This window comes from Coprobacillus cateniformis, assembly GCF_009767585.1.
Classification (GTDB): domain Bacteria; phylum Bacillota_I; class Bacilli_A; order Erysipelotrichales; family Coprobacillaceae; genus Coprobacillus; species Coprobacillus cateniformis.
Genome location: NZ_WSNW01000001.1, coordinates 313020 through 337451, shown reverse-complemented (window position 1 = coordinate 337451; position 24432 = coordinate 313020). Strand labels below are relative to the sequence as shown.

The following is a 24432-nucleotide window of genomic DNA, read 5'->3' as shown; positions in this document are numbered from 1 at the left end:
CATTATAATGAAAAATGATTGAGAAAATATTTATAGACGTTAAAACTGCTAATACTTACGTTTACTCATTATTTTATCTAAAAAAAGCTTTCTTATATGTTAAAAGTGTTATGTTAATAATAAGATAAAAAATAATATGTAGAAGGAGAGGTGAATAACAATGGACATGAATTCACAGAAACCAGGTTTGACGAAAAAAACAGGAATGAGTAGAAAAAGAACTTTTGGTGGACCCACTCCCAAAGGTTTATTAGGTTTAGCTAATATGAAAGGAATACCACGAGTGACTCCTGTTTCTATGAAAACTCCTTTAAGCGAAGTAAGTACAGGTACAAGTCAAGAAATATCTGATCAAGTATCAGAACCTTCTCTTATTTCTTCAAAAAGATTTGATTCATTCTTTATGAGCCAAAAAGAAGGAGAAGATGGAAGTGTTTATTATGATGGTGGGCATATACGCTTGATTTATGAAGATGGTGGGCCACAAGTATTTGAATACGATTCTTTATACTTTTCATTTCATAGTGAGGAAGATGCAAAGGAAGCTCGTCATTGGGTAAATGATAATATAATAGCTAAAAAAAAGATTGAGTTAAAAGATTTTGAATCTGAATTTCAAGCAAAGCCTGGGTTCATTAAGATTCCAAAAGGAAAACTTGAAAATGCAATATCAGGGACTTTTTTTGAATTGATTGTTAATGGAAACGAAATTATTGGTTCTCATGTTTCACGAGGTAGTGCAGTACCTATGGCACCCAATTTTAAATATGAAAGAATGGATGAATTGTACAATATTGTTAATGATATTAATACTTTTACAAATGAAGTTATAGGAATATTTGCAACTGGTGATGTCACATTAAAAGATATCTTAGGGACATTTCCATTAAGTCATAATATGGAAAATTCAAACCTAATAAGATTATATCCACTGGCTGTTCCAATTTTCACTGAAGAAGTTATGATGAAAATAAAAAAATTTTTTCCAGAAAATAATTTTATTGAAAAAATATCAGAAATCACAGCTCAATTCCCTAGTTTAGAAGAACAGCAACTTCCCGAATGTCAAATAGCCCTTCATACTTTCCTTACTTCTGATTTCTTTTTTGGTTATCCAACTCTTGATGGTATATTTCAAATAAATGATTTAAATGACCCACAACAATTTGTGAATAATCATATCAATATTGAATATTTTTGTAGAATAGATCCTGCAATGCAAAGGGAGTCATTATATTTTAAAAGAGTCATTGGATATTTTAAAAATCAATTATTATATGCAACTCATCTTCTTTTAGATATGGGATTAAATCCAAAGCATGTTGATGAATAAGAAGGGAGGTTTATCATGTTTAAGACAATTGATGACTTAGGTACTACATCTGGTGAACTGACAAAAGATGCAGAGAAAGAACAGACAATTTCGCCACTACCGCCAGTTCCTATGTTTGAAATAACTTCGCTCCCACAACAAAGGATGCTAGTTAGGCCAAGAGAACCAGAAATCCTTGGAACATCACCATTATTTGTATCACAAGGAAGTAAAGGTGTTGGTAGTATTTACTATCCAGAAGGACGTATACGTTTGTTTCATCCTATGGGACCAACGGTAGAAGAATATATTCCTTATCGTCTATCTATTTCAAAACCAGAAATTTATTCTGAAATTAAGATATGGATTAAGAATTTTTGTTCTGATCATCAATTTCTTCCGAAATTAAGTGATTTTCAACAATATTTTCGCAACTATTATACTCAAAAGATATTTCAAGATGTTGGTTCATTGTTAGAACCGCAGCAAGTTATGATAGGAAAGTTATATGAATTACATCTTGATAAGGAAGGGACTATTGTTGGAATTCATCCATCAGAAGGAAGGGTTACTCCTTATACCTCAATAGGTGTGAACCTTGACACAGATTTATTATATTATGTTATTAAATACATAGAAGAAATTGTTGTTATAATTATAAGTTCATTTGCAAACAGAATAGATTATATTACTGCCAATAAAGAAATTTATTATTTTCTTGGAAGTTTACTACCAAGAAATAATGAAGAGGATAAAGAAGATATGGCAATGAGAAGTGTTGAAACTGCATTGAGAGATATTTTTATTCCTCAAAATATTATAAAGGCTTATCAATATGCGCTAAAGTTTAGTGGGGTTGATGAATTTATTTCATATATTACAGCTTTTAAAAAGAAGAATCAAAAACAACTTTTAAAAAATGATTATTGCCTTATGAGTGCGACAACTTCAAAAGATATTGAAAAACTATATGAAAAATTGATAACACCTTATCAAGACAGTTGGCTTATATCTACGGCTCAAGATATTTCAAAAGATTTCAATCAAGATATCCATGAATTTGTGGGGCATAAGATTTTTGATATTTGGCTTAAAGATAGCAGTTCTCCTCTTTATCATTATATGAAAGGATATTTAGCAAATTTGCTTTTAGAACAAACACAAGTCATTGACCAAACAAAATTACATACAAGAAAAAAGTAATATTATAAATAGATATGGTTTTATCTCAATAATGAATTATTATATATCATTTAACGAGATAAGAGAAAGGAGTTAAGAATGGATAGAATACCAATGCCCCCAATAAAGAAAGATACCGCTCAAAGAAGTGAAACAAAATTAACCCTCCCACCTTTAAGAGCAACTGCACAACCAGAAATCTCTAAAAAGCAAGATACTACTACTGATAAAGATGATTCACCTGTTGTTTTGCCTAGACTGGTAGAAGCGAAAAGTGGTGTTATTTTAGGGAGTCAACCATTGTTTACATCAGAACATGATGATAAAGTAGGAAGTGTTTATTTTGAGGGAGGAAGATTACGCCTAATTCATCCATCTGGGCCGACTAGAGAAGTTTATAGATCTTATTGTGTATGTTTGACCAATTCTGATAAAAAAGTTAGAAATCGTGATGTTGAAACAATAAGAACATGGGTGAAAAGTTACTGGGCTATGCAATTGACCCCTACCATAAAAGCATTTGAAAAGAAGTTTTTAAGTTCTATGAGTATGGTTAAAGTAGATAAAAAAGCAGTAGATGAATCTATTGAAGGAAATTTATTTGAATTAATTGTAGACTCATATGGAGGAATTAGAAGTTATCATCCATCACGAGGTCATGTGAGTCCATTAAAAAAGACACTTACACAGCAACAATTAGATTTTCTAGAGTTATCTGTTATTTATTCAAAACAAATTTCGCATTGGATAATAAGCAAGATTAATATAAATGGTACTATAGATATAACAGCAGATTCACTAAAAGCATTATTAGGAAAAGATTTATCATTATTAAAACTTAAACGTGAAAACGTAATCATGATATGGAAAGTATTTTCGCATCTCATAGATATATACTCTAAACAAGATAATATTGATAATGCTATTTCTCATATCATGCAAGAATTAAAAATATCTGTAGAAATAGATCAGTTTTCATATGATTTACGTCATTATATATTTGATAAAAAATTCAATCTCATCGACACTCAAAGACGATTAAGTATGGGTAGGAAAATAATGTCAAAAGAACAATTAATAAATAAATATAATACTTCGCTTATTCATTTGCGCTCTATTTATGCATTTATAAAAAATCCTCATCAAGATCCAAACACAGTAGCATACTACACTGTTTTAAAAATTTATATGAGAAATAATTATTTTTTAGAACGATTATGTGGTTATTTTGGAAATCAGTTGTTACGAGAATCAGGCGCATTAGATGGAACAGGTTTAGATGTTGATGATAATAATTAAAGATGCTACATTCAATTATAGTTATTAATGCTCTTTTATCATTGTAATTTGTTTTTATACATTATACAATAATGAAAAGGAGTGAGAATCAATTGAAAGATGTAACATTAGTTGTCATGGCAGCAGGAATTGGAAGCCGTTTTGGTGGAGGAATTAAACAATTAGAACCAGTCGGACCAAATGGTGAAATTATTATGGATTATTCTATTTATGATGCGATTCAAGCAGGTTTTAATAAGGTTGTTTTTGTGATTAGAAAAGACTTAGAAAAAGATTTTGATGAAATCATAGGTCAAAGAATGAAAAAGAAAATACATGTTGAATATGCATTTCAGGAGTTATCAAATATTCCTACTCAATACAAGGAGATATTTAAAGAGAGAAAGAAACCATGGGGAACAGGTCAGGCTATTTTAGCATGTAAAGGACTGATTCATGAACCATTCTTAGTTATTAATGCAGATGATTATTATGGTAAAGAAGCTTATCAAGTTGCTTATCAATATTTAACCACAAAACATGAATGTGATGTATTACCAGCATGTATGGTAGGATTTATATTAAAGAATACATTGAGTGATAATGGTGGTGTCACAAGAGGAATCTGTCAAGTGAGTTTAGATCACAAGTTAGTTGACATTGTAGAAACACATAATATTGAGAAAAGGAATAATCATGCAGTCGTGAATGATCAGGTTATTGATTTAGATTCGATTGTATCTATGAATATGTGGGGGCTTTATCCAGAGTTTATTAATGTTTTAGAAGATAAATTTCAAATATTCTTAGAAAAGTTAGACTCAACTGATCTAAAAACAGAATATCTTTTACCAACAATTATAGGTGATTTATTAAAAGAACAACAAATAAGGGTTGAAGTCTTAAAATCACAAGATGAGTGGTTTGGAGTGACATACAAAGAAGATAAAGAATCTGTGAAAGAAAGTATACATAAACTTATTGATAAAGGTGTATATCCAAATCATCTATGATTATTGAAGTAAGAGATAAAACTTAAATATAATTCCTTAGATGTAAAAGGTGCATTCGCATTGGCAATGACATGGGATTTTATAGAAAACAATAAAGTGAAGCAGATTAGAGATAGAGAGATTATTGAAGTTTTTGAAAATACTTTCATGAATAATGATAATACTAAAAAGGAGAGAAAAATCAAAGTACACATTCACAATTCAATTCTAAACAAAATATAGAGAAAGGAAAAGGTATATTAATCATGACTATTAAATAAGTCATTTATAATATACCAGGAGAGTGATGTTAATTAGGTATAAATCATATTATTACTGATAGCATTTATAAGAAATTATGACATAATTAACATGAAATAAGGAGATGATTAGTATGGAATATAGAAGAACAATAGTAGATGGTACAGAATACAATCTCATAACAGATGAAGAATTAGAGGACTTAAAAGTCTTAAGCAGAAATGAAAAGAAACTAAAGAAAATCAGATTGGGTCAAGTTGAAGGTATTGATGCTAGAGAGTTTGGAGAACTGTTGAACGAGCAGTATGGCTTATAGAGTTATTTTTGAAGATGAATTTTAAAATAAGTTAAAATCAATACTCAATTTTTATATCAGTGAATACCATAATAATAACTATGCTAATAAAATAGTCAGTCTTATCTATCAGAATGTTGTTAAAAGAATTGAAACAAATCCATATCTATATCCAGCGGTACTTGGTAAGAAAAATATTAGAAAAGCCATTATTATCGACATTGGATACAAATGATATTATATAGTGGATGAGATTGAAAAAATAATATATGTATTTGATATTGAATCATTTAAAGAAAATCATATTAGATATGCTAAATAATAATGCATCTCCAATGGGGTCAACTTAAGAAAGCTGATTCCGTTTTTTTTAGTGGGAAAACAAAATTATAAATCATTATCTCATTTTCCATCTCATTCTATAAAAAAAAGAACGTAAAAGCCCTATATGAATTTTTACTGTTTTTTCTGAACTGTCATCGTGTTATACTAATTATAGTCTTAACTACGGACGTTTGGTCATTAATGTTCCTTTATATCTTATGAGTTTGGGATAGTTTCGACCATCAAGGGTAAATCTGTATGGAAATCCACTGACTACGATTTTTCACCAACGTTCATTGTGCCTATTTTCACGGATAGGCACTTTTATTTTGTCAATTAATGAGCTTATCTTTCTGAGTTTCTTCTGAATTGAATATTTCTTTTTCTTTATCATTGATTCTATTATATCTGATTCTTTAATCATTTCATGGAACTGTACAATGTTTATATTGTATAGATATTGATTTTCATCACTCCTGTAATTCTTTTCCAGTTGCTTATTCAACCCATTTTTAAAAAGCCCTACAATATTGAAAAATAGAATTTTTGCATCAACTTTAAAATCATCATATTTCTATTTCTGGTGAAATCCTGTTTTCTTTTACCAGTAACAGATTGAATCAAATCAGATTGGATGTAAGAATTGAAGTCAAAAAGAAGTTGAGAGATAGCAGAAATCTTGACTACACTATTTTTCTTCATAGACAAGTTTAGGCTTATTTTTAGAAAAAGCAGCCTTAAGATAAGGAACACTATCAGCAGGGACAAGACCAAAGTTAATAAGGACACGATGTTTAGGAGTTCCAGTTTGATCTCTGTAGGACTGAACAAGAGCACAGAAATAGGTATGAGGATCACCTTTATTATTTTTAATAGCTCTAACAAACATAGAATCACCTCTTTCCTTAACTACATTATAAAACGAAACTAATATATAATAAAGCCACATGATAAATACAAACTTAACTACAATGATTATTGATATTGATGAAGTAAAGAAAAATGAAATATAAGATAGCAAAAAAAGATCAAATTAAACTCATGCTTAAGTTGACCCCATTGGTGATAAGTCAATCTTATCTCTTTTTACATATATATTAATGCTATGTTTTTTTAATAAAAAGGTTGTTTCTAGGTATACGTTTAGAAACAACCTTGGTGTCTACCTGATGTAGACATGATAAATCTTTTTATCTGATAGGAATCGATTCATCTATACATTCATAATGCCGAGTAGCCAGGTTCTTTTAGGCTAAGTCGTTATTATCAATGTATCTTCTATACAAAAACAATTTTGCTGATGAGAAAAATCCCTTTCTAAATTTGATTTTATTTTAAGTTCATTTTCTGTTGATGTTTTATGGTTTTGTTTTTGCATAGGTACTATCTTTAAAGACAAGACTCATTATATCAACATTTTTCAAATAAGAAAGAATAAAATCAGATATGAAGTTATTTTGTTTTAGATTCATATAAATTCGTCAGAAAAAATTGAAATAAAAAGTTGTAACATGTCGAGCTACAACCTTTTATGTTATTTTTTGTCTTTTTCGAGTAATGACTTGATATCACCAAAATACGCATTCTTTTCATCAACGTTTTCGCAAATGTAATCTAATGAAGCATTATAGAAACGAGAGAAACGAATTAATTTTCCTAAAGAAGGTGTTCTCTGGTTAGATTCATATTGTGAAACAATAGGTTTAGACATCTTTAATGTTTCAGCAACTTGTCTTTGTGATAATCCAGCTTCTAATCTTAATGTTTTTAATCTTTCTCCAATACTCATGATTTCACCACCTTGCGCATATTATACACTAATAGAATTTGCATTAGGTAATTTTCTTGCGTTTTGCAAATGTTTTTTTATGTGAAAATTTGAGCTAAAATACAATTTTCGACAAATAGGCGTAAAAATACCCAAAATGGGCATAAAAGTGTACTGACTATTTTGGTAATATTAGGTAAAATAAGATATGCAAAGTTCAATATGAAGGGGAGGATTTATAATGAACATAGTGGTTTGCGACGATCAATTGGATTATCTAAATTTAATCGAGAAAAAGATAGTTCAATGCTTCGATGAAAAGGAAATACCATTGAATACATACACGTATTCAAACATTAAGGATTTGATAGACAGTGTAAAGAAACATTCCTATCAATTTGCATTTATTGAAATGAATATAGAAAATGGGAAAGGAGTTGAAGCTGCACAAATACTGAGAAAAGCTAATCCAGCATGTCGTGTTATTTTTATAAGTGATAAATACAGACAAGTTCAAGAAGCATTTCAAGTACATGCTTTAGAATATTTATTAAAGCCAATTGACACAAATAAATTTAAAGATGTCATGAATTATGCATTAGATTGGTATAGAAGTCAAAACATAAAATTTGTTGTTCCAATAAGAGATATTGCTAGAAAGCGTGTTTTTAGTGTAGATGAAATTAAATATGTAGAAACATATTACAATGATTTAGAAATTGTTACTGTTAATGAAGAACATTTTATGACCCATGTTAAGAATCGTTATAAACTTAGACCAGCACTAAGAGCAAGATGGTTTATTCAAGTCAATCAAAGTGTGCTAATCAATATGAAATGTCTTGACTTTCTAACTGACAGAAATGCAATACTCAAAACAAGAGAAGTTTTTTCAACAAGTAAAGGAATGTTAATTCAAAACCATTTAGAATTTGAAGAATTTTTAAGAAAACAAAGAAAGTAAATAAAGAGGGAGATTTATTTATGAACATAGCAATTTGTGATGATGAAGCATATTATGTGAACGATATCTTCAAGCGTTTAATGACATATAAGGAAACAAATGATGATGTCTCTTTATATGTAGATTCATTTTATGATTCAAGAGAATTAATGAATAGTATTATGAAAAAAGATTATGACTTGGTTTATTTAGATATTGAATTAAATGATGGCAATGGTATTAACATTGCACAGATGATTCATAATATACAGCCAGAGTGTATGATAATATTTATTACAAGTCATATGAATTATTTTAATCAATCATTTCTTGTCAATGCATTTCAATATATGAAAAAGCCTGTAAAAGAACAGTTCTTTATTAGTGAATTAGAAAGAGCAATGAAAAGGTTAGAGGATACAAGCAGATCTTTTGTCTTTCATACAACAGAAGGAAACATAGTTTTTGATACAAAAGAAATACTATACATAGAAACAGCATATAGAGAATATAAAATTCACTCTACAAGAGGTGCATTCTATGGAACTATAAAATCCATTACAGAAATTAAGAAAGCATTGTTGGAATGTGATTTCTTTAAAATTCAAAGAAGTTTTATTGTGAATCTTGAACATATTGAAAGATTTGATAGTGCAACAATCACAATGACAAATAAAGATATGTTACCTATATCTAAAAAGAAATATAAAGAATTTAAAGAAGTCCTCTTTAAATATCTAGAATCTCAATAAAAAATGGCTGAATATTCAAAGTATTCAGCCATTACTCACACTTAAAGTCACTCTTAGAATGACTTTATTTTTTTCTGTAATATATTTAATTTCTCCATTATATATTTTAGCAAACTGTTTAATTCCTTTGACTCCAAATCCATGATTGAAGGAATCAGATAATTTGCTTGTTTTATTAAAATCTGGATAACTATTAGGAATAATTGAATTTTTGAAATACAGAACCAGATAACCTTGATAATTTTTAGCAGTGAGGTCAATTTCTTTAAAGTCATTAACTTGTTCTGCCGCTTCAATAGCGTTATCCAATGCCAAACCAATTAATAAGGATAAATCACTAACATCGATGTCCCCTATATACATATGTGCTAAATTTTCAGTATATTGGATATTCTTTTCCTTCATAATAAATATTTTCTCATTAAGAATACTATCAATACACGAGTGACCACTATGTATAAATGATGATGACTTATCCAGTATACCAATTCTTGCTTCTAAGAATTTTTTTATTTCTTCTATATTTCCATCATTAGCATAACCGTTTAAAATATAATAATTATTTTTTAAATCATGTCTCATTCTTTTTATATTTTCATCAGCTTCTACTTTTCTTTCTATAAACCTTTTTTCAGCAAGAATTCTTTCATTTGTTTGTAACATATCTCTTTCTAATATTTCATGAATTGTTTGGTATTTATTAAAGGCTATAAGTGCAAAGTTATACAATAAAATAACAAATATAAATGTTCTACCTATATTATCAAAATAAAATATCTTATCATTATATATTATAACAATTAAACTAAAATATACTGATAAAAAAAGACTAATTATTTTAAAATATTTAAATTTCTTAATGGGTTGTTTATAATAGTATTTGGTAAAATAGAGAATGAATATAAACATTATATATCTATTAATTAATCTAATAAATAAATTATATACAAAGTATTTATTTGTTTTATATACATATAGTGTAACATCAAATATCCATTCAAAAAACAAAGAAATTAACACTTCGACTATCATTTTTAAAGATAAAAATATAATAAGAAATTTAATAAGGTCTGTTAGTGAATACTTATATTTATGAATTGAAACAAATAATGACAATAATAAAATTAAAAAACTAATTAATTTATTATTTGTTATTAAACTATTAAGAACGAATAAACAGATGAATTGAATAAAATAGTATGTATATAAATTCGATTCTTTTTTACATGTTAATTTATTTTTGAGATAATATTCTATTAGAAATAAGTCTGTAAAAGTAATTATAAGATTTAAGAATATATTGATTATGTAATTCATATTTCTATTCCTCATTATCTATATAATCAAAATACTTCTCTTTAAAGTCTCTACGTTTCTTTTTAGTAATATGAAGAATTTCTTTGTTAGACATGGTTATATCTTCATTTGTAAAAGTATAGACATGTTTGAAATTAATAATTATACTTCTATTCAATTGATAGAAATGTGAATCTAATAGTTCTTGTTTTGTATCTGTTATACTTTTACATGTACCAAAATATGTATCATTTGTTGTATAAAGTTTATAATTCCCATAACTTGTTTCTAAGAAAATAATATCATTAGCTTTAATGAGTTTATTTCCAATAGATGTAGTGAATACAAAACTTTTATTTAATCTCTTATATTTTGTAATAGCTCTTTTTAACTCTAAATTAAAAAGTTCTTCTTCAACAGGTTTCTTTAAAAATTGAAAAGCTTCAACTCTATAAGATTCATGTATATATTCATCATAAGAACTAACAAATATAACAATACAATTAGATTTAATTCTCTTTATTTCTTTTGCGACATCGACACCACATTTATCATTCATTTTAATATCTAAATACACTAGATCGTAATCAAACATTTTAAAGTGATTTAATAATTGGCATGGATCAGTATATCCATCAAACTTATTGGGTAAAACATCTTCTATACCATATGATTTAATCCTTTCTATAATATTTTCAACGAAATAATTTTCATCATCACAAACTGCAATCCTCATAAATAATTTCCTCCCCTTGACGTTCTATTTCGTACAACACAAAAATTTGCGCTGTATATCTATTGTATACCAATTTTTGGTAATTGTGTGTGTAAAATGTACACGAACTCATGTAAATATGTACATTTCCTACGAATTTTTACATTTTTTTGTTAAATTTGTCATTGGAAAGGAGGAATGAAGATGAAATTAAATAAAAAAATAGCTATTTTAAGTTTGAGTAGTTTATTTTTAGCAGGAGCAATTACAAGTGTATCAGCATATGTATATGTATCTGGAACTAAATATCAAACAGTAACTCATAAAGATATTCCTGCGTATGGAAGAGCACATACTGATACTTATTATGGGAGCAAGAAAACTACAACTGAGCAATTTGCAACAGTTATGAAAACATTTGGTGAAGCTGCTTTAGGTAATTTTGGCGGTTTAATTAATAGTGTAGAAGATTGCAAATCCGAAATTATTGGATTAAAAATGAATACTCCTAGTGTAGCTTCAGAATTAGGATGTACAAAAGGAAGCGTATATTTTACAGTAGTTCAATCTAGTTCAGTGGAGCCAAGCAATAAATGTGATGTAACTATGAAATTTAGTGCTGATAATTTAAAACCTAAATAAAAAAGCAAGTCCCTATCCTTGGGACTTGTTTTCACTATGTTTTGTAATAATAACTTCTTTAATACGTCTGTTTTGTATTTTGGTGATTTGAAATGTTAAATTATCAGCTTTGATAGTCTTAGTTGTTCCATCTTTTGGAATAGACCTTAGATGACTATAGATATAACCACCAATCGTATCATAATCTTCATCAACAGGAATTTCAGTATCTAACTCTTTAGACAAGTCTTCAATATTAACATTTCCACTCACTTTCCATTGATGATCATTAATTGTTTGGATAGAAGGTTGTTCATAAGCATCATGTTCATCATAGATGTTACCAACAATTTCTTCTACAAGATCTTCTAATGTAATAATACCACTCATTTCACCAAACTCATCAATTGCAATAGCAAAATGGATATTCTTTGTTTGCATATCTTCAAATAAGTCATCAGCAGTCATAGAATCAGGTATGAAATAAGCAGGGGTTAAGATATCTTTAAAACTCTTTTCTTTAGTTTGTAAATTCAGTAAGTAATCTCTAACATGAAGAATTCCAATAATATTTTCATCATCATGATCATAAACTGGATATCTTGAAATACCTGTTTTTTTAATAATGTTAATAATCTCATCATCACTTGCATCCAAAGCAATAGAGATGACATCAACAGAATGTGTCATAATCTCACGAATACAAGTATCATCAAAGTCAAAGATGTTTTGTAACCATTCACTTTCATCTTCATCTAAAACACCACGTTTTTCTCCAAGTTCAATCATCATTAGTATTTCTTCTTCAGTAATTGTATCTTCTTCAGCTTCTGTTTTTAAATGTAATATTCTTAATATAGCATTTGTAGACATTGATAAGAATTTAACAACTGGTTTAACGACTTTTGCGACTGCCAAAACAACTCCACATGATAATTTAGAAACTTCATATGGTTTTTGCATCGCAATTCTCTTTGGAACTAACTCACCAAATATTAATGTAAAATAAGAAAGTATAAGTGTGATGACAATAACTGCTAATGTATCTAACGTTGTTAATGATAGTGCAGTAAATCCTATGTCATTATATATCCAATCAACTAAATAACCAGAAAAGTTATCAGCTGCAAAGGCACTTCCTAAGAAACCAGCCAATGTAATACCAATTTGAATTGTTGATAAGAATCCAGATGGTTCTTGAGTTAATTTTAAAAGACGTTTCGCAGTTTTTTCACCTTTTTCAGCTTTCTTTTCTAATTGTGTTGCATTTAATGATAAGACTGCGATTTCTGTTGCAGCAAAGAATGCATTGACTAAAATTAAAATTGCTTGTAATAACAATTGCGAGGGGATAGAGTCCATATAATCACTCTCCTTTGTATTGGACCTATATTGTGATACAAAAAAAGACCAGTATCACTCCGTGTAATAAAAGTCTCGTTATTTCATATATAAACCGGCTTTGCAGCGTGGTGACGACTATATAACATCAAATGATGCTAACTACTCCCTTTTATGTTTCCTATTTTAACACATTCTACAAAACTGTCAACATATTGTGAATTTTAGATATGAATGTGCTACAATAGAAGAAAGGTTGGTGTAATATGAAATTAGAACTTATTGAATATGTGAAAGTCAATTTACCAGCAGGTTTTCTGCCTTATTCTATTTATAGTATCATCATTGAAGAAAAAGAAGTAGGAAGAATCATTTTGCGTGAAGGTAGTGATCAGGAATGTTATTATGATGGACATATTGGCTATCATATAGATGAAGAATACAGAGGACATCATTACGCAGTTCAAGCATGTTTATTGTTAAAGGAAGTTATTGATAAGGATCATTTGTTAATCACATGTGATCCAACAAATATTGCTTCTATAAAGACTATTGAGGAATTAGGGTGTGAATATTTAGAGACAAAAATCATTCCTCAGCATTTAAAAAAGTTGTTTGCTAGTGATGAATGTGAGAAAATGATATACAGGTGGAATATAACTTCATGAAAACATGAAGTTCTTTTTAAGGAGGTTAGTTATGAAGTTTGTTCATATAGGTGATTTACATTTAGGTAAAGTTATTCATCAGTATTCTTTGTTAGATATTCAAAGAGAACTCTTATTTGAACTTTTAGAGTTTATGAATCAGGAAGATATTCATATATTGCTCATTGCTGGTGATGTTTATGATCGTTTTATTCCAAGTCAGGAGGCAGTTAATCTCCTTGATGATTTTTTGAGTTGTGCACTTTTGAAATATAATATAGAAGTTTTTATGATTAGTGGAAATCATGATAGTAATGATCGTATGCATTTTGCGAGTTCTATTTTATCAGCTCAAGGATTACATATTGAAACGTATTTAAAAGAAGAAATGCAGTATGTGGAAATTGATGATGTTAGGTTTTATCTCTTACCATTTGTAAAACCTTCACAGATTAAAGGTATGTATCAAGTAGAAGAGTTAAATAATTATCAAGACGCATTAAGCCTATATATGTCGCATCAGCATATTGACAAAAATTATAAAAATATAATGATGACTCATCAGTTTGTTGGGCATTCAAGTGTAACGAGTGAATCTGAAATTCCATTAAGTGTTGGTGGTAGTGAAATTGTTGATGTATCTTTATTTCAAGATTTTGACTATGTCGCCTTAGGTCATTTACATGCACCTCAGAAAGTATCAAGGGAAACTGTGCGATACAGCGGATCTTTAATGCGATATTCTTTTGATGAAGTTCAACAAAAAAAATCAATTGTGATTGTAGATACTGATGATATGTCAGTCACTACATATGCATTACATCCGTCAGTGACATTAGAAAAATATAAAGCAACATTTGAACAGTTTATGGATCCTCATTATATTTATAAAAAAGATGATTTCTTAGCATTTGAATTAGAGGATCAAACACTTATACCCCATGCTATTGATCAATTAAGAGTATTGTATCCACGACTTTTACAAATTACTTATTCATATTTAATTAATCAGCAGACCCATCAACAAATCAAGAAGATTCAATCTATTGAGCAGATGGATACACCAGCTTTGTTTACTCAATTTTATCAAGATATGAAAAATAGTGAATTATCATCACAACAACAAAAGATTGTCTTAGAATTACTTGAAAAGGTAGGTGAAGATCATGAGAATTATTAGTTTAACAATGAATGCTTTTATGACTTATAAATCTCAAACAACAATAGATTTTGAAGATATGATTGAAAATGGTCTTTATCTCATTAGTGGTCCTACAGGGGCTGGTAAGACAACTATTTTTGATGCTATGACATTTGCCTTATATGGGGTTGCAAGTGGAAGTCATCGCAATCAGTCTTATTTTAGAAGTGATTTTGCTGATGCTAAGGATGAAACATATGTAGAAATGGTCTTTGAACTTCATGGAAAGATTTATAAAGTGAAACGCTCTCCAACTTATACACGTCCCGGCTATAAGAGTGCTAAAATGGCAAATGCATATTTAAGTTATAACAATGAAATGATTGAAGGTGTTAAAGAAGTTAACCAGAAGATAAATCAATTATTAGGTGTTGATGTTCATCAATTCAAGCAAATTGTTATGATTGCCCAAGGAGAGTTTACAAAACTGATATATGCAAGTAGTGAAGAGCGAGAAAAAGTATTAAGACATATTTTTCATAGTGAATCATTGGTTGTTTTTGAGAATCTTTTAAAAGAAGAAACGAGAATATATAAAGAAAAGTATCTTCTATCTAGTCAGCAATTATTATCACGTTTCCAGCTTTTAAATTTCTCTAAAGAGTTTATGGAGAATCATACTGCTGGTTTTCATCCAAGTTATATTGAACATGCTATTGAACAAAATAAATTGCTTCATAATCAACTTCAAATTGCAAAATCTCAGTATGAAGCATTACAAAATCAATATGATCAATTATCACAAACATATTATCGAAAGGAAAAACAGAATCAGGATATTCAGGAATATCATATGATTAAGGAACAATATCAAACCTTAATGACAAGACAAGAAGATATGAATATTTATCAAAAAGATATTGAGAAGATGAAGATTATTGAACAGCATCAGTCTTTTTTATATCAATATCAAAAAGTTAATGAAGATTTTGAAAATAATCAAAAAGAACTTCTCATTCTTCAACAAAAAGAAAAAGATTTCTCTCTAGAATTTAAGAAACTGGAAAAAGCGTATAAAGGATTAGATGAACTAAAATCTCAAAAAGATATATCACTAATTCAAATAGATAAAATGAAACAATCTATAGAAAAACAAAAAGAATATAAAGATATGCTTAAACAACAGCAGTCTCTGCAATTAAAGAATCTTTCATTACAGAGTGAATATCAGAAACATTTACAAAAACATCAAAAAATGTCAAAAAGAATGGAAAGAGACCAAGAAAATGTTAATCAGTTACCATCACTTCAATTAGAACTCCAGCAAAATGAACAAATGGTTAAAGACATCAATCAAAAACGGATCTCTATTCATGAATTAAGTGAGTTATTTGATCAGTTTACACAAAGTCAGGATAAACACTTTGAATTGTCTGATAAATACCAAAAGGCTGATAATATATATCAAAAGACTTTTGAAAAGTATCGTTACGAAGATGAAAACTTTAAACGCCAGCAAGCGGGTATCCTTGCTTCTACTCTTAAAGATGATGAACCTTGTCCTGTTTGTGGTTCATGTCATCATCCTCATTTAGCCTCTCTCTCTCAAAGTGTCTTGTCATCTAATGAATTAGAAGAATTAAATCAGGAATTAGAAAAAAGAAGAGTTATAAAAGAGGAAGCTTACCAAGAAACACTTTCTCAAAATGAACATATTCAAGATATTAAAACAAGAATTAATGTTTTAAAAAAGCAATTAGGTATTGATGATGAATTATCAAAAGAAGTATTTATCCGTTTATTATCAGATATTATGCAAGTCACAAAACAACAGGAGAAAACATATCAGAAAAGACATCATGAAGTTGAATATTTAAGGAAAGTTAAAAAGTCTCTTGAACAAGACCAACTTGTCTTTTTAAAACAAGCACAGAATCTTGAAAAGGAATTAGCAGATATTCATGGATTAGAAAAATCATTAGCTGTTTGTCAAACCAAAATATCTGAATTAGAAAGTTCACATCAATTCTTATTAACCAATGAATTAGATGAAGAATTAGCTAGACAGACTAAAAATTTAAAGAGTCTAGATATGAAGATTCAAACAATAGATAATGATTATCATCAATGTCAACAAAAACTTGAAATCACTAAACATCAAAAAGATATTCTATGCAAACATAAAGATGAAGTGTTATTGTCTTTACAACAAATACAGATTCAATACGATCAGTTTGTATCTCAATATTTTGAAACAAGCGAGCAATTAAAAAATTATGAAAACATGTTATCAACTTTGAATGAAAAAGAAGATGAATATCAAGAATATATAATTCAAAAAAGAACGCTTTCCAATCGTTTAAAAACATTAGAAGAAACGACAAGAAATTGTAAATTGGTTGATTTAAGTCAGGAAGAGGATAAACTTAAAGAGTGTGAACAACAACGAGAACAATCTTTAAAAGAGTACAATGTCTATCTTCATACTTATGAACAAAATGAAACATTAATCAATCATTTACAAAAAGATTATCAAAAAAATCAGAATGTTTTTGAAAAGTATACGATGTATCAAGATTTAGCAGATATCACATCTGGAAAAAATGGGCAACGTATGTCTTTTGAAAGATATGTCTTATCTTCTTATTTTGAACATATTTTAGAGTATGCCAATGTGGAACTTTTAAAAATGAGTCAGGGACGTTTCGCTCTGTATCGTAAACAAGACACAAAAGGTGCAAAGCAGCAGGGTTTAGATTTAAGCGTTCTGGATTATGAGACAGGTATGATGAGAGATATTCAATCTTTATCAGGTGGTGAATCTTTTAAGGCGGCTTTATCTCTTGCTTTAGGATTGTCAGCAATGATTCAAAGTTATGCTGGTGGCATAGAGTTAAATACACTTTTCATTGATGAAGGATTTGGAACGTTAGATAGCGAATCAATTGATCAGGCATTATCTGTGTTGTTAGATTTGAAAAATGACAATAAAGTGATTGGGATTATTTCACATGTTGATGAGCTGAAAGAAAGGATTCACACTCAAATCGTTGTTGAAAAGGGGAAGATGGGAAGTACTTTACATATTGAAAAAGATTAAGAATTGTTGTTAAAGGTTAAATTTGAAATGAGCGCTAGTGCGTAAATGTAAAACAAAGGCTTCACTTAGGTGAGTTCCTCAAAGAAAAATCAGGACTTGGTTTCCTGATTTTTTAATACCTGGTTATTCATCTTGCTTATGGCACATGGTTAATTGTTTGTTGATATTAAGGATATGCTTTGTCATAATAGGAACATAAAATTCTTCTGTGTCTTAACCTGTTACTCAATTGGATACATTTTTCTCTCAGTGCACTCTCAAGAGAAGTTTATTGTTCCATATAAAGTTAGGAAGTTTATGAGAAAAAAGGTTGATTTTAAAAATAAAACGGGACTTTAATGAGAATGAATAATATGGTTTAGTGAAAATAATGACAACTCAATAGAATATGTGATATCAAGATTGCAATTTATATAAAATCTTGTATAATAGAAAAGTAAATATTGAAAGAAAAAGGGGTATAAAAATGGCAAATAACAAAGTGAAAAATGATGCAATCACATCAAGAGACGTTGACTTTGCAAAGTGGTATACTGATGTATGTCGTAAAGCCGAGCTGATGGACTATTCAAGTGTGAAAGGATTCATAATCTATAGACCGTATGGATATGCTTTATGGGAAATGATTCAAGCATACATGGATAAAAAATTTAAAGAAACTGGACATGAGAATGTCTATATGCCGATGTTAATCCCTGAATCATTACTACAAAAAGAAGCAGATCATGTAGAAGGTTTTGCACCAGAATGTGCAGTTGTTACAAGAGGTGGATTAGATAATCTTGAAGAAAATTTAATAATTCGTCCAACTTCTGAGACATTGTTTTGTGAACATTATGCAAAGATCGTGAATTCATATCGTGATCTTCCTAAATTATATAATCAATGGTGTAGTGTTGTCCGTTGGGAAAAAACAACAAGACCTTTCTTAAGAGGTTCTGAATTCTTATGGCAGGAAGGCCATACAATTCATGCAACAGAAGAAGAGGCAAGAGCTGAGACGATGCAAATGCTTGATATCTATGAGGAAACATCAAGAAATCTTTTAGCTATTCCTATGGTAACTGGAAAAAAGACTGAAAGAGAAAAATTTGCTGGTGCTGAAGAGACTTATACAATTGAAGCTTTGATGCATGATGGTAAAGCTTTACAATCAGGAACTTCTCATTATTTTGGAGATGGTTTTGCAAAAGCTTTTGGTATTCAATTCTTAGATAAAGATAACAAACAGAAATATGTTCATCAAACATCTTGGGGAGTTTCAACAAGACTTTTAGGAGCAATTATTATGGTTCATGGTGATGATAATGGATTGGTATTACCGCCAAGAGTCGCCCCAACGCAAGTAATGATTATTCCTATCCAACAACAAAAAGATGGTGTTTTAGATAAAGCTTATGAACTAGAACAACAACTCAAAGCACATGGAATAAGAGTCAAAGTAGATGCAACTGATAAATCACCTGGCTGGAAATTTTCAGAAGCAGAAATGCGTGGGATTCCATTACGTTTAGAAGTTGGTCCAAGAGATTTAGAAAATGGTCAATGTGTTGTTGCTAAACGTGTTAATGGTGAAAAAATCACTTTATCATTAGATGAGAACTTATCTCAAACACTATTACAATTACTTGATGATATACATGAAGAAATGTATCAAAAGGCTTTAGCATTTAGAAATGACCATATTACAAATGCAAAAACATTTGAAGAATTCAAGGATATTTTAAATACTAAGGGTGGTTATATTAAATTACCTTGGTGTGGAGATGAAGAATGTGAAGTCAGAATCAAAGAAGAAACGGCTGCTACATCTCGTTGTATTGACACAGAAGCACAAGTTGATGGCGTATGTCCTATATGTGGTAAAAAGGCTAAGCATATTGTTTATTTTGCAAGAGCTTACTAGGAACAAGAAATTGTTCCTTTTTTTATTTTCCAATAAGTGGTGTATAAAGCATTGTATTGTTCTGCTTGTTTTTTGTCTAATTGCTTATTGTCTTTGAGAGAGTCTTTTCTAAATTTGCTCTCATGTTTTTCTAGCTATCAATTGGATACGATAGAAATTGATTAAGTTTATAAACAATCAAAATGATTCGATGGATAAGAAAAATAGCTATGATTGTCTTATTGATAGATTAAGTAATCTATCAAGCAAGAGAATGAAATGATGAGTTCATTAATTTATTATTAGTATACTGATTAAATTGCTTTTCAATTTTTTCAATGATATAATTAATTTGAAAAAATTGATAAAGAGAGGATGATATTATGAAAATAAAACAGTTTGTTAAAGTAATAATAACATTCTCTTTATTCATATTATGTCTAGGATGTCAAAACAATCAATCAAGAAATATTATTATTCCTCAAGATGAAGAAACTATAAATTTATCTTTTTTTGGTTATAAAAGTGAAGCTATAAATGTTGTTGCGATTGAAGAAACACTTCAAAATTATATGAAAGATCATCCCCATGTTCAGATTTCATATGAAAGTGTTAAAGGAACAGATTATTATGATATTCTTTCAAAAAGACTAAAGAATGGTTCTATTGATGATATTTTTATGATTGATAAAGAATATCTTCAAAAATTTAAAAATAGTGGGTATTTTGAGGACTTATCTGATCTTTCAACAATTTCAAACTTTAGTCAGAGATCTTTAGAGCAGATGAAAGATGAGGATGGTCAGATTTATTATGTTCCATCAACGATTTCTGCTTTTGGACTGTATTGTAATTTAGATCTTTTGAAAAAACATAATCAATCAATCCCTCAAAATGAAGATGAGTTCATGAAAGTCTGTCAATATTTTGTTGATCAAGGAATAACACCACTTGTTGCCAATAATGATATATCTTTAAAAACAATAGCCATTGCTAAAGGATTATATCCGCTTTATCAAGAAGAAAATTATAGAGAAATTATTGAAAAAATGAATAATGATTCTCAAATCTTAAAAGATTATATGAGACCTGGTTATGAACTTGTAGAAAAACTCATAAAAAATAAATTTGTAGATGCCAAAGCAACTCTCAAAACACAAAAAACTCAAGATGATTTAACACAGTTTAGTAAAGGTGAAAATCCTTTTATGCTTACTGGCGCTTGGGCTGCAGTACGAATGGAAAAGATGGCTCCTGAATTAAAGTTCGAAGTTCATCCTTATCCTATTTTAGATAATGGGTCAGTTTTGGTGACGAATATTGATACAAGACTTTGCGTGAATGCTAAAGGAAAACATGTTGAAGAAGCTAAAAAATTTATTGAGTATATGACTCAAACTGAAGAAATGTGGAAATTTGTTGATAATCAATGTTCTTTTAGTCCTTTAAATAATAATCAATTGTCTACTAATAAAGCAGTTCAACCACTTAATAAATATTTGAATGATCAACAGAGTATTCTTGGTAGTAATCAATTAATTGATTATGAAATGTGGACTCATACGAGATCTGGCGTACAGCTTCTTTTGCAGGGTGAGACTGTAGAAGCAGCGTTAGAACTTATAAAAAAGTAAAAATAAGGAGGGGTGAAGATGAAGAATAAGAAAATACCTGTCTTTATTTTAGGCAGTCTTTTTGCGATTGCTATTGTTACAATAACAATGATTTCTTATATTGATTATGTACAGGAATCTTTATGGGATAAATCAGTAGATGATATTTTAGAAACAACATCACAAGAAGAGAAGTCTTTGAATATTTATTTACAAAAGGATACTGAAAATTTAAGGAATGTTTTAAATAATATTGTCAATTCAAAAGATCATTTGGCAAAAAAAATTGCAGAAATTCCAAGTCATGAATATATCAATTATTTCTATATTGATACACTTCAGAATAAATATATTGATAAAACGGGTGAACATGCAATCGATCGTGATAAAATCTTGCAATTAAGTCAATTGTATAAAGAAGAAAGTGGTATTATTGATCCTTTTTTTAATGATAAGACTGGAATAAAGGTTATAGGAACTTATGTTAGGGATGAACATAGATATTTGATTAAAGAGAGTCAGGTTTCTTATATAGCTGATAAATTCTCTTTATCATTCTATAATAATTTAGGGTTTTCTTACATTGTTAATACAGATGGAGATGTCTTAATTAGAACAAATCATAAGAATGCAAATAGGACTTTTCAAAATCTATTTGATATTATTGATTTAGAAAAAAATAATAATGCTGATATTGAATCGTTTAAAAACTCATTGGCTCATCAGCAAAAGGGAATTGCATTGTTTAATTATCATGATAATACAAATGTGTTTTGTTATGTTCCAATGTCAATAGGAGAACAATGGTATGTTGTTTCTATTATTCCTAATGCTGCAATTATGGAACAGGCTAATAATATTATTTTACATACTATTGTATTATCATTAATTATTATAGGCTCTATAGGGTTTGTTGTTTTGCTGTATTTATTAAATCATAGAAAACATAAAAGAGTTGTTGAAAATTTAGCTTTTTATGATCATCTTACAGGATTATACAATTATCAGAAATTTAAAATGGAAGGGCAAAAATTGCTTGCTCAAGAGAATAGAAGCTGGGCAGTTATTTATATTGATATTGATGGTTTTAAAATCATTAATGATTTAAATGGATACCAGTTTGGTGATTTTGTTTTAAAAGAATTGGCTGCTTTGTTAGAAAAATATGTCACTGAATATTGTATAGCTTGTCACATGAATGCTGATCAATTCTTATTCATGTGTCATTATCATAATAAAAAAGATATTGTCAAAATATGTCAAGAAATCAATCAGGATTTAAGGCAATTTCTTCATAACAATGGATATGAAAGAGAAACTGTTATGAAATTTGGGATTTGTTGTCAGGAAGATGATAAGCATATACATACGATGGATCATTTGGTAGATTGCAGTCATCTTGCTTTGAATGCATTATCACATAATGTGAATGAGTATTATTACTTTTATCATTCTCAGATGCGTGAACATTTATTAAAAGAGGCTGATATTGAATCAAAGATGGATAAAGCGTTAGAAAATAAAGAATTTGTTTTCTTCTTACAGCCTAAATTTAATGTGAATGGTGAGAAGATTTTAGGTGCAGAAGCATTGGTACGTTGGATTGATTCTCAACAGCAAATGATTATGCCTAATGATTTTATTCCACTTTTTGAAAAGAATGGATTTATTTTAAAATTAGATGAGTATGTTTTTGAAAGTGTTTGTCAATATATGTCTTCTCGTATTTCTCAACATCAAAATGTTATTCCTATTTCGGTGAATATTTCACGTTTGCATTTATATCAACATGATTTTATTGAGAGATATGTGAAAATTAAAGAAAAATATCAAATTCCTGATCAATTATTAGAATTAGAAATTACAGAAAATATTTTATTAGAAGATGTCAAAAGAGTTCAAACTATTGTTGCTGAATTACAGGCTCATGGTTTCCTTTGTTCAATTGATGATTTTGGTAGTGGCTATTCTTCTTTAAATCTCTTAAAAGACTTACCAATTAATGTCATTAAATTAGATCGCTTTTTCTTAAAGGATAATTATAATGTGGTTAGAAGTTATGAAATTATTAAATCGGTGATTAATATGGCAAAAAGTATAGATATATACACAGTTGCTGAGGGTGTTGAAACTAAAGAACAACAGCAGTTTTTACAAACAATTGGGTGCGATATGATTCAGGGATATATTTTTTCTAAACCTCTTCCTATTGACGAATTTAATAAATATTTATAATCAAAAAGTCAATCTGAACGATTGACTTTATTCTTTGACTTTAACTCTTAAAAGATGTATTAATGACGATGCTTGATAACTCTCAATAATAGCACCTCTGATATCTTCTGGTGTTGTTATAATGTTTGATAAATCACAGTTTGATAAATCTATATTATAAAATGATGAATGTTGAACTTCACATTGATGGAAAGCACATTCTTGGAATACTGTCTTTTTTAAGTTTGTTTCTATAATACTTGCATTTTGAAAATCACAATTGATAAACTGGACTTCTTTATTTTTCATAAAAGCAAAATTTGCAAAGCGGCAAAGACAATCCTTTATTGATACATTATCATAAACTGATTCTGAAAAATCTGTACCCATAAGTTTACAATTTACAAATTCAACTCTTCGAAACAAACAAGAATAGAATTTTACATTAGATAAATCACAATTCTTAAAAATAATATCCATAAAATAGCTATTTTCAAAATTAACATCTTCACATACGATATTTTCAAAATAACAATTTTTAAATTCCTTTCCTTGTTCTTGTCTATTGGTTAATGTTTCATTTTCAAATTGCATGAATTGAACTAACTCTTCATCAATATGGTTATATAGCGATGATTTTTCAGTCATTGAAAGATTTGCTTTTCTCATATTTTCACCTCATTCTTTATCATAACATAAATTCATTCTCTTTTGACTTGAAATATGATAAAATGTACAAAAATGAGGTGAAT

Annotated in this window: 20 protein-coding genes; 14 read left to right on the top strand and 6 right to left on the bottom strand. The window is 28.8% G+C overall.

All coding sequences use genetic code 11. The features are described from left to right. Nucleotides 1–160 precede the first annotated feature (160 nt). The 5 genes from GQF29_RS01710 (at nucleotide 161) to GQF29_RS01690 (ending at nucleotide 5341) form a co-directional block, all read left to right on the top strand. Nucleotides 161–1333, top strand: a complete 1173-nt coding sequence (locus tag GQF29_RS01710; RefSeq protein WP_117769139.1) for a hypothetical protein — start codon at nucleotides 161–163, stop codon at nucleotides 1331–1333. A 15-nt stretch (nucleotides 1334–1348) separates the two neighbouring features. Next, nucleotides 1349–2515 (top strand): hypothetical protein, encoded by a 1167-nt coding sequence (locus tag GQF29_RS01705; protein WP_117769140.1) that lies wholly within the window; start codon nucleotides 1349–1351, stop codon nucleotides 2513–2515. Between the two features lie 78 nt (nucleotides 2516–2593). Continuing rightward, the gene (locus tag GQF29_RS01700) at nucleotides 2594–3793 is read left to right on the top strand and encodes a hypothetical protein (protein WP_236916363.1); all 1200 of its coding nucleotides are present in this window, start codon (nucleotides 2594–2596) and stop codon (nucleotides 3791–3793) included. 92 nt (nucleotides 3794–3885) lie between these two features. Next, nucleotides 3886–4785: a sugar phosphate nucleotidyltransferase gene (locus GQF29_RS01695; protein ID WP_117769141.1), complete on the top strand. Its 900-nt coding sequence runs from the start codon at nucleotides 3886–3888 to the stop codon at nucleotides 4783–4785. Between the two features lie 373 nt (nucleotides 4786–5158). Then, nucleotides 5159–5341 (top strand): hypothetical protein, encoded by a 183-nt coding sequence (locus tag GQF29_RS01690; protein ID WP_054690497.1) that lies wholly within the window; start codon nucleotides 5159–5161, stop codon nucleotides 5339–5341. A 991-nt stretch (nucleotides 5342–6332) separates the two neighbouring features. Here the strand turns inward: GQF29_RS01690 and GQF29_RS01685 are convergent. Both GQF29_RS01685 and GQF29_RS01680 read right to left on the bottom strand, forming a co-directional pair. Beyond that, nucleotides 6333–6533 (bottom strand): hypothetical protein, encoded by a 201-nt coding sequence (locus GQF29_RS01685; protein WP_054690495.1) that lies wholly within the window; start codon nucleotides 6531–6533, stop codon nucleotides 6333–6335. 645 nt (nucleotides 6534–7178) lie between these two features. Continuing rightward, nucleotides 7179–7433, bottom strand: a complete 255-nt coding sequence (locus GQF29_RS01680) for a helix-turn-helix domain-containing protein (protein WP_008788557.1) — start codon at nucleotides 7431–7433, stop codon at nucleotides 7179–7181. A gap of 220 nt (nucleotides 7434–7653) precedes the next feature. Here GQF29_RS01680 and GQF29_RS01675 point away from each other — a divergent pair, with 220 nt between their 5' ends. Both GQF29_RS01675 and GQF29_RS01670 read left to right on the top strand, forming a co-directional pair. Beyond that, a complete protein-coding gene (locus tag GQF29_RS01675) occupies nucleotides 7654–8376 on the top strand; it encodes a LytR/AlgR family response regulator transcription factor (RefSeq protein ID WP_054690491.1) in 723 nt (240 codons plus the stop codon). 20 nt (nucleotides 8377–8396) lie between these two features. Further along, nucleotides 8397–9107: a LytR/AlgR family response regulator transcription factor gene (locus GQF29_RS01670; RefSeq protein WP_160340709.1), complete on the top strand. Its 711-nt coding sequence runs from the start codon at nucleotides 8397–8399 to the stop codon at nucleotides 9105–9107. A 24-nt stretch (nucleotides 9108–9131) separates the two neighbouring features. On the opposite strand, the gene GQF29_RS18515 is transcribed toward GQF29_RS01670, so the two are convergent. Next, entirely contained in the window at nucleotides 9132–9770 is a 639-nt protein-coding gene (locus GQF29_RS18515) for a GHKL domain-containing protein (RefSeq protein ID WP_236916362.1), read from the bottom strand. Nucleotides 9771–10428: 658 nt separating this feature from the next. Further along, complete coding sequence (locus tag GQF29_RS01660) at nucleotides 10429–11139, bottom strand: LytR/AlgR family response regulator transcription factor (protein WP_054690100.1); 711 nt, start codon at nucleotides 11137–11139, stop codon at nucleotides 10429–10431. A 177-nt stretch (nucleotides 11140–11316) separates the two neighbouring features. Here GQF29_RS01660 and GQF29_RS01655 point away from each other — a divergent pair, with 177 nt between their 5' ends. Beyond that, nucleotides 11317–11760, top strand: a complete 444-nt coding sequence (locus GQF29_RS01655) for a hypothetical protein (RefSeq protein WP_236916361.1) — start codon at nucleotides 11317–11319, stop codon at nucleotides 11758–11760. A 12-nt stretch (nucleotides 11761–11772) separates the two neighbouring features. On the opposite strand, the gene GQF29_RS01650 is transcribed toward GQF29_RS01655, so the two are convergent. Then, on the bottom strand, nucleotides 11773–13101 hold the full coding sequence (locus tag GQF29_RS01650) for a hemolysin family protein (RefSeq protein WP_117769144.1): 1329 nt from the start codon (nucleotides 13099–13101) through the stop codon (nucleotides 11773–11775). Nucleotides 13102–13346: 245 nt separating this feature from the next. Between GQF29_RS01650 and GQF29_RS01645 the strand changes: the two genes are divergently transcribed. The 6 genes from GQF29_RS01645 (at nucleotide 13347) to GQF29_RS01620 (ending at nucleotide 23701) form a co-directional block, all read left to right on the top strand. Continuing rightward, the gene (locus GQF29_RS01645; RefSeq protein ID WP_054690096.1) at nucleotides 13347–13748 is read left to right on the top strand and encodes a GNAT family N-acetyltransferase; all 402 of its coding nucleotides are present in this window, start codon (nucleotides 13347–13349) and stop codon (nucleotides 13746–13748) included. 31 nt (nucleotides 13749–13779) lie between these two features. Next, nucleotides 13780–14907 (top strand): exonuclease SbcCD subunit D, encoded by a 1128-nt coding sequence (locus GQF29_RS01640; RefSeq protein WP_117769145.1) that lies wholly within the window; start codon nucleotides 13780–13782, stop codon nucleotides 14905–14907. Continuing rightward, nucleotides 14894–17968: an AAA family ATPase gene (locus GQF29_RS01635; RefSeq protein WP_008788566.1), complete on the top strand. Its 3075-nt coding sequence runs from the start codon at nucleotides 14894–14896 to the stop codon at nucleotides 17966–17968. The genes GQF29_RS01640 and GQF29_RS01635 overlap by 14 nt, the downstream gene beginning before the upstream one ends. Nucleotides 17969–18434: 466 nt before the next feature. Next, nucleotides 18435–19874, top strand: coding sequence for a proline--tRNA ligase (gene proS, locus GQF29_RS01630; protein ID WP_008788567.1), 1440 nt, complete (start codon nucleotides 18435–18437; stop codon nucleotides 19872–19874). Nucleotides 19875–20236: 362 nt separating this feature from the next. Beyond that, nucleotides 20237–21487: an ABC transporter substrate-binding protein gene (locus tag GQF29_RS01625; RefSeq protein ID WP_054690088.1), complete on the top strand. Its 1251-nt coding sequence runs from the start codon at nucleotides 20237–20239 to the stop codon at nucleotides 21485–21487. Nucleotides 21488–21505: 18 nt separating this feature from the next. Further along, nucleotides 21506–23701, top strand: a complete 2196-nt coding sequence (locus GQF29_RS01620; RefSeq protein ID WP_017144206.1) for a bifunctional diguanylate cyclase/phosphodiesterase — start codon at nucleotides 21506–21508, stop codon at nucleotides 23699–23701. Between the two features lie 27 nt (nucleotides 23702–23728). Here GQF29_RS01620 and GQF29_RS01615 read toward each other — a convergent pair whose 3' ends face one another. Next, complete coding sequence (locus GQF29_RS01615) at nucleotides 23729–24349, bottom strand: pentapeptide repeat-containing protein (protein ID WP_008788571.1); 621 nt, start codon at nucleotides 24347–24349, stop codon at nucleotides 23729–23731. Between the last annotated feature and the right edge of the window lie 83 nt (nucleotides 24350–24432).

What these genes read in the sequence shown, in the direction of transcription:
- proS (WP_008788567.1), top strand. Translation starts at nt 18,435, where the DNA reads ATGGCAAATAACAAAGTGAAAAATGATGCAATCACATCAAGAGACGTT.
- GQF29_RS01620 (WP_017144206.1), top strand. Translation starts at nt 21,506, where the DNA reads ATGAAGAATAAGAAAATACCTGTCTTTATTTTAGGCAGTCTTTTTGCG.
- GQF29_RS01710 (WP_117769139.1), top strand. Translation starts at nt 161, where the DNA reads ATGGACATGAATTCACAGAAACCAGGTTTGACGAAAAAAACAGGAATG.
- GQF29_RS01625 (WP_054690088.1), top strand. Translation starts at nt 20,237, where the DNA reads ATGAAAATAAAACAGTTTGTTAAAGTAATAATAACATTCTCTTTATTC.
- GQF29_RS01690 (WP_054690497.1), top strand. Translation starts at nt 5,159, where the DNA reads ATGGAATATAGAAGAACAATAGTAGATGGTACAGAATACAATCTCATA.
- GQF29_RS01615 (WP_008788571.1), bottom strand. Translation starts at nt 24,349, where the DNA reads ATGAGAAAAGCAAATCTTTCAATGACTGAAAAATCATCGCTATATAAC.
- GQF29_RS01700 (WP_236916363.1), top strand. Translation starts at nt 2,594, where the DNA reads ATGGATAGAATACCAATGCCCCCAATAAAGAAAGATACCGCTCAAAGA.
- GQF29_RS01640 (WP_117769145.1), top strand. Translation starts at nt 13,780, where the DNA reads ATGAAGTTTGTTCATATAGGTGATTTACATTTAGGTAAAGTTATTCAT.
- GQF29_RS01685 (WP_054690495.1), bottom strand. Translation starts at nt 6,533, where the DNA reads ATGTTTGTTAGAGCTATTAAAAATAATAAAGGTGATCCTCATACCTAT.
- GQF29_RS01675 (WP_054690491.1), top strand. Translation starts at nt 7,654, where the DNA reads ATGAACATAGTGGTTTGCGACGATCAATTGGATTATCTAAATTTAATC.
- GQF29_RS18515 (WP_236916362.1), bottom strand. Translation starts at nt 9,770, where the DNA reads ATGTTACAAACAAATGAAAGAATTCTTGCTGAAAAAAGGTTTATAGAA.
- GQF29_RS01705 (WP_117769140.1), top strand. Translation starts at nt 1,349, where the DNA reads ATGTTTAAGACAATTGATGACTTAGGTACTACATCTGGTGAACTGACA.
- GQF29_RS01660 (WP_054690100.1), bottom strand. Translation starts at nt 11,139, where the DNA reads ATGAGGATTGCAGTTTGTGATGATGAAAATTATTTCGTTGAAAATATT.
- GQF29_RS01680 (WP_008788557.1), bottom strand. Translation starts at nt 7,433, where the DNA reads ATGAGTATTGGAGAAAGATTAAAAACATTAAGATTAGAAGCTGGATTA.
- GQF29_RS01670 (WP_160340709.1), top strand. Translation starts at nt 8,397, where the DNA reads ATGAACATAGCAATTTGTGATGATGAAGCATATTATGTGAACGATATC.
- GQF29_RS01645 (WP_054690096.1), top strand. Translation starts at nt 13,347, where the DNA reads ATGAAATTAGAACTTATTGAATATGTGAAAGTCAATTTACCAGCAGGT.
- GQF29_RS01650 (WP_117769144.1), bottom strand. Translation starts at nt 13,101, where the DNA reads ATGGACTCTATCCCCTCGCAATTGTTATTACAAGCAATTTTAATTTTA.
- GQF29_RS01655 (WP_236916361.1), top strand. Translation starts at nt 11,317, where the DNA reads ATGAAGATGAAATTAAATAAAAAAATAGCTATTTTAAGTTTGAGTAGT.
- GQF29_RS01635 (WP_008788566.1), top strand. Translation starts at nt 14,894, where the DNA reads ATGAGAATTATTAGTTTAACAATGAATGCTTTTATGACTTATAAATCT.